At 68.0% G+C, this 13,748-nt stretch carries 11 protein-coding genes; 2 read left to right on the forward strand and 9 right to left on the reverse strand.

Features of this window, described 5'->3' with window-relative positions:
- Nucleotides 1-73: 73 nt before the first annotated feature.
- On the forward strand, nucleotides 74-1,081 hold the full coding sequence (gene hemE, locus AArcCO_RS02765; protein ID WP_259534895.1) for a uroporphyrinogen decarboxylase: 1,008 nt from the start codon (nucleotides 74-76) through the stop codon (nucleotides 1,079-1,081).
- Nucleotides 1,082-1,109: 28 nt separating this feature from the next.
- Here hemE and hemH read toward each other — a convergent pair whose 3' ends face one another.
- The 9 genes from hemH to AArcCO_RS02810 form a co-directional block, all read right to left on the reverse strand.
- Nucleotides 1,110-2,168, reverse strand: a complete 1,059-nt coding sequence (gene hemH / locus AArcCO_RS02770; RefSeq protein ID WP_259534896.1) for a ferrochelatase — start codon at nucleotides 2,166-2,168, stop codon at nucleotides 1,110-1,112.
- Nucleotides 2,169-2,213: 45 nt separating this feature from the next.
- Nucleotides 2,214-4,721 carry a hypothetical protein gene (locus tag AArcCO_RS02775; RefSeq protein ID WP_259534897.1) on the reverse strand — a complete coding sequence of 836 codons (2,508 nt, stop codon included), beginning with the start codon at nucleotides 4,719-4,721 and terminating at the stop codon, nucleotides 2,214-2,216.
- Nucleotides 4,722-4,761: 40 nt separating this feature from the next.
- Nucleotides 4,762-5,976 (reverse strand): DHH family phosphoesterase, encoded by a 1,215-nt coding sequence (locus tag AArcCO_RS02780; RefSeq protein WP_259534898.1) that lies wholly within the window; start codon nucleotides 5,974-5,976, stop codon nucleotides 4,762-4,764.
- A 106-nt stretch (nucleotides 5,977-6,082) separates the two neighbouring features.
- Nucleotides 6,083-6,997: an SDR family oxidoreductase gene (locus AArcCO_RS02785; protein ID WP_259534899.1), complete on the reverse strand. Its 915-nt coding sequence runs from the start codon at nucleotides 6,995-6,997 to the stop codon at nucleotides 6,083-6,085.
- Between the two features lie 5 nt (nucleotides 6,998-7,002).
- Nucleotides 7,003-7,428, reverse strand: a complete 426-nt coding sequence (locus AArcCO_RS02790) for a DUF5791 family protein (RefSeq protein WP_259534900.1) — start codon at nucleotides 7,426-7,428, stop codon at nucleotides 7,003-7,005.
- A gap of 62 nt (nucleotides 7,429-7,490) precedes the next feature.
- On the reverse strand, nucleotides 7,491-10,688 hold the full coding sequence (locus AArcCO_RS02795) for a DUF7286 family protein (RefSeq protein ID WP_259534901.1): 3,198 nt from the start codon (nucleotides 10,686-10,688) through the stop codon (nucleotides 7,491-7,493).
- Between the two features lies 1 nt (nucleotide 10,689).
- Nucleotides 10,690-11,502 (reverse strand): DUF7284 family protein, encoded by an 813-nt coding sequence (locus AArcCO_RS02800; RefSeq protein ID WP_259534902.1) that lies wholly within the window; start codon nucleotides 11,500-11,502, stop codon nucleotides 10,690-10,692.
- Nucleotides 11,499-11,972 carry a DUF7285 family protein gene (locus AArcCO_RS02805; protein ID WP_259534903.1) on the reverse strand — a complete coding sequence of 158 codons (474 nt, stop codon included), beginning with the start codon at nucleotides 11,970-11,972 and terminating at the stop codon, nucleotides 11,499-11,501. Before AArcCO_RS02805 ends, AArcCO_RS02800 begins: the two co-directional genes overlap by 4 nt.
- Nucleotides 11,953-12,573 (reverse strand): DUF7283 family protein, encoded by a 621-nt coding sequence (locus tag AArcCO_RS02810; RefSeq protein WP_259534904.1) that lies wholly within the window; start codon nucleotides 12,571-12,573, stop codon nucleotides 11,953-11,955. Before AArcCO_RS02810 ends, AArcCO_RS02805 begins: the two co-directional genes overlap by 20 nt.
- 114 nt (nucleotides 12,574-12,687) lie before the next feature.
- Between AArcCO_RS02810 and AArcCO_RS02815 the strand changes: the two genes are divergently transcribed.
- The gene (locus tag AArcCO_RS02815; RefSeq protein ID WP_259536512.1) at nucleotides 12,688-13,353 is read left to right on the forward strand and encodes a metal-dependent transcriptional regulator; all 666 of its coding nucleotides are present in this window, start codon (nucleotides 12,688-12,690) and stop codon (nucleotides 13,351-13,353) included.
- Nucleotides 13,354-13,748 lie beyond the last annotated feature (395 nt).

Genomic DNA, 13,748 nt, shown 5'->3' on the forward strand with positions numbered 1-13,748 from the left:
TCCCCTCGTGCAGCCGAGCTGATCGACTCTCCAGTTCCACAACAGTTAGGCGGAACGTGTTCCAACAACGGGTATGAAGGAGCTGTTTCTCCGCGCCGCCCGCGGGGAGTGGACCGAACGCCCTCCCGTCTGGATGATGCGTCAGGCGGGGCGGTACCTCCCGGAGTATCGCGAGCTCCGCGAGGAGTACACCTTTCTGGAGGCGATTTCGACGCCCGACGTCGCAGCCGAGATCACCCTCCAGCCGTGGCGCCGGTTCCGTCCCGACGGAGTAGTGATGTACTCGGACATCCTCACCGTGCTCGAACCGCTGGGATTCGATTACCACCTCGAATCGGGTGTCGGACCGGTGGTCGAGAACCCCGTCGAGAACGCCGAAGACACCCGCCGGGAGCAGGGCGACGTCCGAGAGGACCTGTGGTACGTCGGTGAACTGCTCGACCGATTGACCGACGAACTCGGCGAGGAGGCAGCCGTTCTCGGGTTCGCCGGCGGGCCGTTTACCCTCTCGGCGTACGTCTGTGAGGGGACTCCGTCCCGATCGTTCACGGCGGTCCGTCGCTTGCGGGCCGAAGATCCCGAGGCGTTTCGCCGTCTCCTCCGGGCGTTCACCGACGTCCTCGTCGATTACGTCACCTATCAGGAACGGCGGGGTGCCGACGCGATCCAGCTGTTCGACACCTACGCCGGGTTGTTGACGCCGGCGGACTACAGGGAGTTCCTGCTTCCCTTGCACCGGGAGGTGCTCGAGGCGGTCGACGTGCCGACCATCGTCTACGTACGGAACGTAAGCGGGAATCTGAACCTGCTCGCCGACAGCGGGGCCGACGTCGTCGGGCTCGACTGGACGGTCGAGATGGCCGAGGCGAGAGCGCAACTCGGTGATCAACCGGTGCAGGGGAACCTGGATCCGGCGACGCTGTTTGCTGACCCGGCGACGATCCGGAAGCGCACCCACGAGGTAATCGACGCCGCCGGGGACTCCGGACATATCCTCAATCTCGGACACGGGCTCGACCGGAACACGCCCGTCGAGGGGGTCGAGGCGTTCTTCGAGGCGGCGAAGTCGATCGAGCGGTAGCCCGGTGGAACGTTCTCCGACTTGACGCTCACTCGGGGCGCGGCGCGTTCAGACAGAACGTCCCCGGCGCGTCGCGGCACTCGCACTGCCGGTACTGGTAGTACGAGGGTTCGAAGCCGGAGAGGAACGGCTCCAGCAGGTCGGCGAACTGTTCGGCCAGACGGGGATCGTCGTGGGGGACGGGAACGCGGTGGAGATCGAGGCCGACCTCCTCGGCGTCCTCCCGGAGGTCGATATCGAGCTCGACGAGCGTCTCGGATTGCTCGTGGATGAAGCTCATCGGCTCGACGACGACGCGTTCGGCCTCGCCCTCGAGCCCTTCGATGACGTCCTCGATTTCGGGTTCGGTCCACGGGATGTCGCGGTTCGAGTGGTTCTGGAACCCGAGTTCGTACTCCTCGACGCCGACCATTCGGGCGATCGTTTCGGCGTGCTCATCGACGTAGGTGTCGTAGCGGTTTCCTCCCTCGAGGTAGTGGATCGGCGTTCCGTGCGCCGAGAAGACGAACGCCGTGTCGGGGGCGTTCGGGTCGAGGTCGTTCTCCTGGAGGAACCTCCCGATCGCCTCTGCCCGGATCCGGTTGTACGTCGGCGCCCGGTGCCAGCCGGTGATGCCGGCGAACTCGGGATCGTAGCCGTCGATCTCGCCGATCGCGTCCTCGAGTTCGTTCAGGGCGGCGACGTTCGTGGAGTGGCCACACAGCGGATAGATCGGCAGCGCGACGACCTCCTCGATCCCCGCCTCGGCCAACTGCTCGGCGACGTCCGGGATCAGCGGCTCCATGAACTGCATCCCGTGGAACAGTTCGACCTCGTGGCCACGCTCTTTCAGCTCCGCCGACAGTGCCTCCAGCTGGGCCGTCGCCTGTTCGTTCAGCGGGGAGCCGCCGATCTCCTCGTACTCTTCTATCAGGCTCGGTGCGCGGCGCCGTGCCAGCTCTCGGGACCGTTCCCAGGCTTCCGCTTCGGTGTCGGCCTGCTCGAGTGAGGCATTGTTGTAGAAGATACGTGTGAGATACTCGATTACGACGTCCCGATCCGGACGCGACGGTTCTCCGAAGTTCAAAAGGGCCACACCGGTTTTCATGCAACCGATGTACGGGAACGACGTGTAAAGGTGCTTCGAGCGAATTCACTCGACGGCGACCGTCGCGCCCTCCTCGACGTCGGCTTCCGACACCGTCACTGTCCCGCCGCCGTCGTCGCCGGTGTCCCCGCCGACATCTTCGGTGCCGCCGTCGTATTCGCCCCCGATGTCGTACTCGCCGGGATACGCGACCGTCACCCGGGCGGTGCCGTTCTCGTCGGCGGTCGCCGTCCGCCGGTAGTCGATCGTCTCGCCGGAGACGGTCGCGGTCGTCTCGACGTCGATCTCTGCGCCGGGTTCCCCCTCTATTTCGATCGTCGCACCGGGGACGACCGCGAATGCGGCGACGTCCTCCTCGAGCAGGAGTGCCCGGTAATGAGCGAGCCCGTCTCCGTCCCCTCCGCCGGCTCCGCGCTCCTCGAGCAGCTGGATCTGGGTGGTGTCCGCGGGGAGGTCGGCGTCGACGTCGGTGACGACGACGTAGCCGACCCGATCCTCGAACTCCCCGTACCAGCCGTCTGGATCGTCACCGAACCGGAAGTCGTCGTAGTTCGCCATGGCGTAGCCGTAGCCCCGGGATTCCCCGTTGACGAAGTAGTTGTACATCCGGTTGTCGCCCCACCGGCTCAACACGAAGTCGTCGGGATACTCCCGATCTGCCGCCTCCGCGTGCGCGTCGATCCCCTGGACTGCCGCGTACTGGCCGTCGGTGTAGGTCGTCTGGGCGGTCAGGCTCGGAACGTACAGCAGGCTGAAACTACACAGGAGCAGCCCGACAGCCAACAGATACGCCGCCATTCTCGGGTCCGGCAGTTCGAAGGCGCGGTCGTCCCCGTCGTCCTCGCGCCAGGAATTCGATCCCTCGTTGCGCGGAGAGCCCCCCGTGCCACCCTGGAACGGGCGCGGGACCCGGGCGAGATCGACCGCCGACAGCGCGTACACGAAGCCGACCCCGCCGAGCACCGACAGCGGAACCACCAGCTGTGCGGCGAACCTGATCTGGACCGCCGCGAGCACGATGAAGTAGCCAGTGTACACCGAAAGCAACAGCCACCCGGGCTCGTACCGGCGCCAGGTGAGCCAGGTCGCCCACCCGAGGACGCCGACCGCGAGATAGAAGCCGACGCCGATCTGGACGAGCGGCCCGAAGAGCACGGCGTAATCGGGGGTGAAAAGCGAGACGGATTCGGTGTACCCTTCCCGGAGGAAGAGGTCCTCCATTCGCCCCTGCGCTTCGACCCAGTCTTCGGGACGGAGGCGCCGGAACGCAAACAGGCCGGCGGCGGCCACGGCAGCCTGGAGCCCGACGAACAGGCCGGGGTGGAGCTGTTTGCGCCGCCACAGCTCGCCGATTCCGAACACGACGATCGCGCCGCCCAGCACGAGCACCGGCGTGTACGCGACGAAGCTGGAGTGCCAGCCCCAGCTTTCGTGGACCCCGACCGACAGGAGACTCCCGACTCCGAGCGCGAGCAGGACCGGGAGGTTCGCGAGCGTCGGGGACAGCCCTGTCCGCGCGTCGAGGACGGCACGGAGGCCGACGTAGCCCGCGAGGGGGACGAACACGAGCGGGGAGCCGCCCCACAGGTGGATCGAGACTCCGAGGGCGATCCCGAGTCCGCCGCCGACGAGCCACGACGCCGGCGATCGGAGATGGGCCCGGACGGCGTCGTCTGTCCCCTCGAGTTCGACCCGGCGGGCGAGATCGACTGCGAGCCACGCGAGCCCGAGCAGTGTCACCCCGAGCCAGAAGTACTGGTGGAGTCGATGTTCGAGGAATCCAACGCCCGTGTAGACCGCGTGGACCGGCGCGATCGCGAACAGGAGCACCGACGCCAGCCCGACCCGGACGTCCCGGGTCACGACGAGCGCGATCGCGTACACCACGATCCCGAGCCCGACCATCGCGGCGACCGGGAGCCAGGCGGCCACCGCGTCGACGGCCGCTTGATCGCCCCCGAGGAGGGCGGTGAACCACCAGTTCACTGCGTGAGAAAGCGGGCGCCGGCCCGTCGCCCCGCCGGGCATCTCGGCGAGGATCCCGAGGTTGGTCGGGTCGGCCGACAGTTCGAGCAACTGTTCGATCCAGTATCGATAGAAGTACGGATCGTTTCCGGGCGAGACCACCCGACCCTCGCGGAACACCGATCCGTACTGGGTGAGCCGCATCGCCGCGACCACGAACAGCACCCCGAGAAGCCCCACGAGTGCTCGTGGCTGTGTCCACGGTCGGTCGACGAGCCGTCGCCAGTCGGGGGTGCCGTCCGGCAGCATCCCCGGTGGGGAGGGTCGTTCGTCGGCGGTCGTCTCGGCGGAGTCGCCCGCGAGCACCGCACCCACCGCGTCGACGTCCGACACGCGGTAGTCGCCGTCGACCTTCTCGACGACCCCGCGGGAGACCAACTCGCCGAACGCACCCGAGTCGACATCTACGTCGTGAAACGACCAGGGACCGTCGGTTGTCTCTTCGGTTTCCACGACCGCTCGAACCGCGTCTTCGAGCTCCGGCCGCTCGTCGAGGAGCTCCCGGGTCGCCTCGCCGGCGCCTGTCATTGGCGAGTGTGGAGCCCCGGCGTGCAAAAATCTCCCGTTGTCAGACGTCGCCCGCCATCGCGGAGAACATCCGATCGACCAGCCCGTCGCGATACTGCACGCTGGGGGTGTCGCCGTCGGTGACCGGTTCGGGCGGGATCTGTCCGCCGCCCATCCTGGCGTGGCCGCCGGCACTGGCGTTCGGGATCTCCTCGAGCGCCATCTGGAGGGTCTGGCCCATGTGAACCCGATCGTCCCGCGACCGTCCCGACAGATGGAGCGTGCCGTCGCGTTCTCCCCAGACGACGACTGCGGTGATCCCTTCAAGCAGGATGAGTTCGTCGGCTGCCTGTGCGATCGCGTCGGCGTTGGTGATCGCGCCGACGTCTGCGACCGCAAACGAGCCGTTCACCTGCCGGCCGGCGATCGCGCGCGCCTTGACGTCGAGCACTTCGGCGTCGACGGCGGGGTTGGCGATCCGATCGAGCAGGTCCTCGTCGACTCCGGGGCGCAGGTAACCGGCGGCCTCGAAGTCGGCGGTGGAGGCACCGACGGTCAGGTGGCTCGTATCCGCGAGGATCCCGTACAGCAGCCCCGTCGACGTTTCCGTCGAGACGGTGCGTCTCGTTCCCGCCTCGCTTGCGTGCTGGTCCGGCGGCACCGGGGTCGCGTTCACGTCCTGGAAGTACTCCGCGACCATGCTCGAACACGCCCCGTAGTCGGTTCGGACGTCGGTGAACTCGGCGCCGACCCCCTCGCCTGGATGGTGGTCGACGACCGCGAGCGGCAACACGCCGTCGGCCCCCTGGAACCCACGGGGCTTGTTGTGGTCGACCAGTACCACTTCCTCGGTCGCGAGGTCGGTCACGTGCTCGACCCGCTCGAGGTTCACGTCGAGCACCGTCTGGAACGCGCGGTTCTCCTGGTGACGGATCTGTCCGGTGTACTGGATCGTCGGCTCGGTGTCGACCTGGTTTGCAAGCAGCGCCACGCCCATCGCCGACGCCATCGCGTCGGGATCGGGATTCGGATGTGTCAGTACGGTGATCTCCTCACACTCCCCCAGAACCTCCTGGAACTTTTTCCCCGCTGGCCGTCGCCGGCGATAGAACAGTACGAGCACCGCAACGACCAGAATCCCGCCGGCCACCAGTGCGAAAAGCTCCGGTTGCGAGCGAAGAGTCTCCTCGAGCGCCTGGCGTTGGCTCCCGTCGACGAGCCCTTCGAGCTGTGTGAGGTCCGAGATCGCTGACAGACCCACCCAACGATACCCCATACCTGGTCCGTAACGACGAACCACTATCAACGTTCCCGCTTTTTTCCTACCTATCGGGGATACATACTAGGATGCGTTCCGGTTTTAAAACGTGAAATAATCCCTGTCAGGAACGATACGCCGCTAGGGCCGGACGATACCCCTCGCGGAACGTCGGATAGTCGAACTCGTATCCGAAGCCACGAAGCCTGTCGTTCGAGCAGCGTTTGTTCGCCCTGATTCGTCGCCGCCGGGACGCCGAGAGTTCCTCCCCCGCGAGTCGCTCCTCGACGGTGCGTTTTGCGGGTGGATCGACGCCACACTCGCCCGCGAGCCAGTCGGCGAACGTCCAGCGATCGACGGGTTCGTCGTCGACGACGGTGACGACGTGGCCGCCTGCGAGAGCCTCCGTCAGGAGGAACGCGACCGCCCCGGCGGCGTCGTCCCGGTGGACCATATTCAAATACCCCTCGGTGACGGGACCCTCGAGATAGCGTTCGAGCCGGTAACGGCCGGGACCGTACAGGCCGGCAAACCTGGCGACTGTCCCGTCGATCCCGTGTTCGGCTGTCGTCTCCAGGGCGATCCGTTCCGCCGCCACGAGAACTCGTCCCCGTTCGCTTTCCGGCTCCAGGGGCGTCGTCTCGTCGACCCACTCGCCGCCGTGATCGCCGTACACACCCGTCGACGAGGTGTACACCAGCCGGTCCGGAGTCGACTCTCGACTGGCGTACTCCTCGATCGTGGCCTCGACCCCCTCGACGTACACCCGACGGGCAGCGTCCGCGCCCCGTCCACCGCTGGAGGCGGCGAACACGACCGCATCGGCGTCGGGAAGTGCTTTCAGACTCTCCGGATCGGTGACGTCCGCACGTATCGGCTCCAGTCCCGCATTCGAGACGGCTTCCAGGCCCTCGGGGCTCCGGCGCACGCCGGCGACGGAGAATCCCTCATCCAGAAGCCGCTGTCCCAGTTCGATCCCGACGTAGCCACAGCCGACGATCGCGACGTCGACAAGTTCTGGCGCTGTTCGGTTCGACACGTCGATCACGTCCGCCGTTCGATGGCCGCCTGTATCTGCGCGAGCTGTTCGAGCGTGAATCGGGTTCGACCTTCCAGCGCCTGCTGGACCTCCTGTCCGGTGAGATCCGCCTCGATGTCGTCGGCGAGAGTGTCGACGTCCAGCACCGCCGACGACATCCCCATCAGGAGATGGTCCCGGAGCTCGAAGACGACCGCGTCGGCGCCGGGGAACCGGTCGGCCGTTGCCAGGATCGCGGCCGCCTCTTCGACCGAAAGGTCCGCGGGTTCGTCGTCCCGTAGCGCCTCGAGTGTCGCCCGGTCGACGCCCGACTCGGCGGCGACGGCCTCGACCCCGACGGCGTCGACGACGGACGCGAGTTCCCGCCGGTAGGCGGCGAGTAGCTCACCTGGTGTGCGATCGGAGGGGTCATCGACGGCGTCGTACAACATACCGTCTTTCGGGGAACGACGATGAAAACGGTTGCGGGCGACGGGTCGTGTTTCTGCTGAGGTCACTCTTCGGGCTCCCACCCCGGCGATCGTTCGTCCGCGACGCCGTCGACGTCGCCGACGCCGCCCGCTTTCGGAGGGACGGCGATCGCGATGGCGGTCTCCGTCTCGAAGGTGACGGGTTCCGTCTCCCCGAGCGTCACCGGCTCGTCGTCGACGTCGACGGTGACAGTTCCGGATTCGCGGACGTACTCGATCGGTTCCTCGTGGGCAGTCCCGCCGGAGGCCCGGACCGAGAACCGGGGATACGTTCCGCGGACCTGAACCCGCCAGACGTTCGTCGTGGCGTACCAGTAGCCGGGAACGGGCGCGATCGGGAGACCGGCCGGCGTCGCCGCGACGACGTCGTTGCCCCAGTGTTCGCGGGCCCGGTCGGAGCCCTCCTCGATCCCGTCTTCGAGGGCGTCGGACAACGAGTCGCGTGCGATCGCCCGGGCGCGAGTCGCGGCGTCGGTCACAGGTTCGTCTGGAACCGCGGCGGTCTCGCGATCCGCCGCCCGCTGTGTGGCGACCCGGAGACGGACGGCGAGTTCGTCGGGGCCGGACTGCTGTCGACCGGCTCGCACTCGGTCGGCGTCGATGGTCCGATCGTAGGCGGCCGCCGCAAGTGTCTCGGCATACGAGCCGTTTCCGACCGCCGTCGCCCGTTCCCCGAGCCCATCGTATCGTCGATCCGCAGCTTCGATCGCCTCCCGTCGCTCTCGAGCGGAAAGGTCGGTTTCCTCCCGGAGTACACTGTCTGCCTCGCGGTGGACCTCGGTCATCCCCTCTTTGACCTCGGCGGCGAGTTCATCACGCAGCTTCCGGAGTTCCGGATCGGACGCGTGTTCGAGGGTCGCGTTCGTCGCCGAAAGCGTCCGGCCGGCCCGGTCCAGGTCGACCGTTCGTCCGGTTCCGAGCACCCGATCGACGATCCCGTCCGCGAGTTCCCCGTGCGGCAGCGTGAAGTAGTTCACGTTCCGGGTCGCAAGCGGCGTCCGGGACTCCGTTCGTCCCACCCCGTCCTCGTCGGCTCCGAACGGACGGGTGTGTGAGGCGTCGACCGGCGTCCGAGGGAGGTAGCCAGGGGAGCCGACCGGCTCGAACGCGACGGCGCCGCCGGGACCGTCTTCCCCTGTAGACTCGGGCACGCGATCGATGGTTGCGGTTCGTGCCTCGCGGATCCCCTCGAGCCGATCGGTCCCCGGCGCGCCGGCGTCCTCGAGTACATCTGCGAGCGCCCCGCGGGTCTCCGCCTCGCGATCGGCGCGCCGATCGAGCTCTCGCTGGAGCTCTTCGAGGAAGACGGCCCGGACGGCGACACGGGCGCGGTCGTCGACGTCGGCGTATCGGTCCGGAGCGCCCACGAACGACTGTCGTCGGTCGTCGACGCGTTCTGCCAGCGCCGACTCCGGGCTCTCGGCGCCGGTCGCGATCCCGCCCCGTTCGGCCTCGACGTCGACCGATCGAACGTCTTCACGGAGGGTGCGCACGTCGTCGTACACCCGATCTCGCAAGCCCGCCGGGGGATCAGCGTGGACGACGACCCGGTTTTGACCGAGCTGCTCCCCGTCGTCTCCGCCGTCGAGCCGGCTCACTTCCCGGAGTGCGATCGATTCGAACCCGTCGTCGTCGTCCACGAGCCGGTCGACGGCGCGTTCGCTGGCGTCCCGGAGCGCCGGATCTTCGAGCGGGTCGGACAGTGTTCGATCGGGCGCCACGTCGGTCGGCGCGTGAGCGACGGACACGTCGACGAATGCCCGAAACGTCCGTGTTCCGGTCGCGGTCGTCTCCCGGGTTTCGTTCCCGCCAACCCAGGTTCGACTTACCGTCGTCTGCCGTTCGACCGTCAGCGTCGCGCTCGCGTCGGTCGCCGTGCGTCGGTCGGTCTCCACGACGACTGCATGCTCGACTTCGCGGTCTTCGTTCGCCAGGGACCAACCCGCCGGCGTCGACGTGGACCCGTTCCCCTCCGCTGTCGCGTTCGCTGGTTCGTCCGGCGGAACCGCCGTCGACACCGGCGTGGCGTCGATCTCGGTGATTCGGACGACTCGTTCGCCTTCGACTCGATACGTACGCCGGAACTGTTCGTCCATCCGGTCGAGTGCCTCCAGAAAGGCGACGTCGGCCGTGTGGCCGACCTCGATCGAGGTCGTTTCGTTCGGCGACGGGTTCGCTGTGTCCGTGGCCGCCTCCGACGGGAGTGTGCTGTCGTTGTCGTTCTGGAGGGGATCGACGTCCGTCGCCGCTTTTGACGATTCTGCCGGTTCCTGGTCCGCCTCCGGGATCGTCGCCTCGGCGTCGTCGCCACCAGCGTCGAGGACCACGTCACTCCACCGCTCCCCGTCCAGTTCCGTCGGCGCAAGGAGGTCCTCGAGTCCGGTTCTTGCGGCCGCGATTCGGACGCCTTCCCGACCGCGGTGGTCGTCCGTCCCGAACGTCGACCGCTGGACAGACCGGATCCCGGTGTTGGTCGACAGTTCGACGTGGCGATTCGCGAGCACGTTTTGGATGGGTGTGCCGGCGTACTGGCCGTATCCGCGGGCCCAGACGACCGGATACAGACGCGCGGTGAGCTGTCGCCCGAGTCCGGACCCCTCGATCGGGCCGCGATTGAGCCGGGTTTCGAACTGTTCGGTCCGTTCGTGGGCCGCAAGCACTGGCGTCGCAACCGTTACGGTGGCCTCGCGGCTCTCGCGTGCCACGACCTCCCCGTCGCGCTCGGCGACGACGGTCACGTCGTCGATCGTGACCTCGAGGGCGGTCCCGTTGGCGACTCCCTCGATCCGGACCCGTTCCCGAACCCGGGTCAGATCCTCGACGGTGGGCTCGTTCCCGATCCCGAGTTCCGGTGTGGCAACGACGTCGTCGACCGTCGCGCTCGCACCCGGGAGGCGTTCGGCGGCGGCGAGGCCAATCCGGATCCTGAGCGCGTCCCGGAACGGCGAGTTCGGCCTGACGGCGTCGGTGCCCGTTTCGGTCGCTCGTGTGACTGGTTCGCGTGCGGCGTCGGCGGCGGCCGATCGCACCGCATCGCGCACGGCCGCGTCGGCGTCGCCGTCCGCCCGATCCATCGCCCGTTCGACCGACCGATCGACTTCGGTCGGTCCCTGCGTTGCGATCCCCGCGCCGTACGCCACGCTGCTCGTCAAAAGCAGGACGCCAAGCAGCGCGAACGGGATCCTCGCGCGTCGGTCCGACGGGAGGTCGAACTCGGGCACGCTACCACCGCCGGACGACGATCCGGACTGACGCACCGTCCCGGTCGGTACCGTTCGATCGCGTCGACGACCGAGTTGTCGTGTTCGGACCGTCTGTGAGCCTCCCTGCGAGCCCGCCTGCGATCGCCGCGTTCGCCTCCGCGGGCGTTGCACCTTCGAGTGCAGTGTTGTCGCCGAGCGTCAGGGCCGCCGCCTGTCGGTACCGGAGCTCCGCATGGGCAGCCGCCGCGTCGTCGCCCCGGAGGGAGGCACGCAGCGACTCGACCGGGAACCGGTCGTCGACGAACGCCGACGCGAACGACCGGACATCGTCGGGGTCATCGACGTCTGCCGGATGGAACGGCGTCGGAACCGACACGACGGTCGCGTGGACGGCCGTATCCGTCGGCGGCGTCCGCCCGGCACGCAGCTCCCCGCGGAACTCGCTTCCGTCGACGGGTTTCCAGCTGGCGATCACTTGCGTGCGCCCGTCCAGGCGGGCGTCGAGTTCGCGTTCGACCGCCCGGCGGAACGCGACGCCGTCCGGATCGAGGGCGGTGCCGTCGATCCCGGCACCCGCGACGGTTCCCCTCGCGATCAGCTCCCGGAGCGAGCCGTGCACCCGACGCTCGTCTTCCGGGGTCGTCCCGGTTTCGACGTCGGGCGTCCGGGGATCGAACGCCACCGTCGCGGTGGTAGCGAGCACGTCGGTGCCGGCTCCGGCCGCGGGCGACGACGCGAACGGGCCGGTCGGTTCCAGCGCGGAACCGAGCGCCAGCACGCTCGCGCTCACCAGCAGGAGGAACACCCCCGCGTCGATCGCGGTGCTGGTCATTGCCACACCCGCACCCGGAGGGTTCCACGCCTGATTTCGCCCGGCCCGATCCGGACGGCGACCGTCCGATCCGCCCGATGGACGGGGCGGTCGGGTGGGGCCGGCCCAGCGGTCCAGCCCGCGTCACCGCCGACAGCGAGGGTCACGTTCGACTCGAACCCGGTCGGCATCACGTCGCCGTCGGTGGCGGCGTCCTGGAGTCGCTCGGGATCGACTACGTCGCCGTCGCTGGCGGCCGATCGGAGGGTGTCGAGGGTGGTTTCGGCCGTCCGGTCGGTTCCGGTCCGGTCACCCCCGGCGACGGCAGCCACGTCGGCGAGGACGCCGGCGTAAACCGCGACCCCGGCGATCACGGCCAGCAGCGCGACGAGTGCGGCGACGGGCGAGGCCTGTGCACGACTGGAGAGTGCGGAACGATCGCGTTCCAGACCGGCCGCCGGAAGCGGGCAGTCAGCCGACGAGTGTGACACGGACGGACCCCCAGTGGACCTGTCGGACGCGGACCGTACCGTCGGTCGCGTGCCAATCCAGCTCGTCTGCGTCTGTGCCGAGTCCGAGGCCGACTCCGACGTCAGCGTCCGATCCCGTGCCAGCGTCCGATCCCGCGTCGGCGTCCGATCCCGCGTCGGCGCCCGATCCCGCGTCGGCGCCCGATCCCGCCCCGACGTCCGATCCAGTGCCGGCACCCGATCCAGTGCCGGCGTCGATCGCCGCCTGCTGGAACGCCGCCGGGCTCTCGAAGGTGTCCGTCGGTGGTTTCCCCTCGAGCACGCTCCGGAGGGGCCCCTCCGTCGCGGGTGTAACCGGCCCGAACGCGAACGTCGCGGTCGTTTCTCCACCCTCCCCGGCCAACCGGAGGCCGTTCGGATGGACGGCGATCCGGTCGGCCTCGACGGCGTGGGTGGCGCTTCCGGGGGTGGATCCGGCGGCGACCTCGTCGACGGTTTCGGCGACGCCGGAAGCGTCCGGCGGCGGCGCGGTCGGAAACGTCGACGCGAGACCGAAGACGACGACGCTCGCGGCGGCCACGCCGATCCAGACGTACCAGGCGTCGATCGGGAGTTCGAACATGGGAGGGCGTGGTCCCGGTTTCGCACTTAAACGCTCGGGGGAGCGACGGACGCGGAGCAGGAAAAACCCCGTAGCTATTTGGGGAGGCGGGCGTACGAACGACCGAAAACGATGATGCTCAGCGACGTGATGGAGGACTATCTCAAGGCGATCTACGTTCTCGAACGGGAGGGGGGAACACCGGTCTCGACCTCCGCGATCGCTGAGCATCTCGACAAGACGCCCCCGACGGTGACGAGCATGCTCGAGAAGCTGGCAGAGCGGGGGCTGGTCGAGCGGGAGAAGTACAAGGGGGTGGAGCTGACCGACGAGGGCCGGACGGTCGCGCTGGAGGTGATCCGTCACCACCGGTTGCTGGAGACGTACCTCACCGAACACCTCGATTACGACTGGAGCGACGTGCACGACGAGGCCGACCGGCTGGAGCATCACATCTCCGAGGAGTTCGAGCGCCGGGTGGCGGAGCTGCTCGACGAGCCCACGGTCGATCCGCACGGCGATCCGATCCCCGGCGTCGACCTCGAACCCGTCCCCGACGACGAGTCGGTGAGCCTCTCGGAGCTCGAGACGGGTGAGACGGGCGTCGTGAGTCGCGTCAGCGACAGGAACGACGAGGAGCTTTCGTATCTCGCCGAGGCCGGGATCAAACCCGGAACCGAGCTGACGGTCGTCGACGTCGCCCCGTTCGGGATGGTTACGGTCCGGACGGATCAGGGCGAGCAGTCGCTACCGGAGGAAGTGGCCCGATCGATCCGGGTGCGGCGTCGCGACGGCGGATGAGATAACAAGGCTCGGAACGAAGCGACGAACACCTTAAAAAGGAGGGGGAGAGCGACGAGTCGAAGTGTCACACCGATGGCGAGGGCCCAAACGGTGCAAGACGACCCGTATCGAACCGATGGCGAGGGCCGAAGCGGTGTAAGACGACCCGTATCGAACCGATGGCGAGGGCCGAAGCGGTGTAAGACGACCCGTATCGAACCGATGGCGAGGGCCGAAGCGGTGTAAGACGGCCCGTATCGAACCGATGGCGAGGGCCGAAGGCCCGAGCCATCGGCTTTTTTGGTCCAGCTTTTTTAAGGAGTGGTGTGCGACCGGAGGGAGCACACCCGACGCAAAAAAAGGTGGGTCGTAACGACTAAGAACGAAACACGCTTTCATGTCGGTAATGAACG

It is taken from the genome of Halalkaliarchaeum sp. AArc-CO (assembly GCF_024972735.1).
Taxonomy (GTDB): domain Archaea; phylum Halobacteriota; class Halobacteria; order Halobacteriales; family Haloferacaceae; genus Halalkaliarchaeum.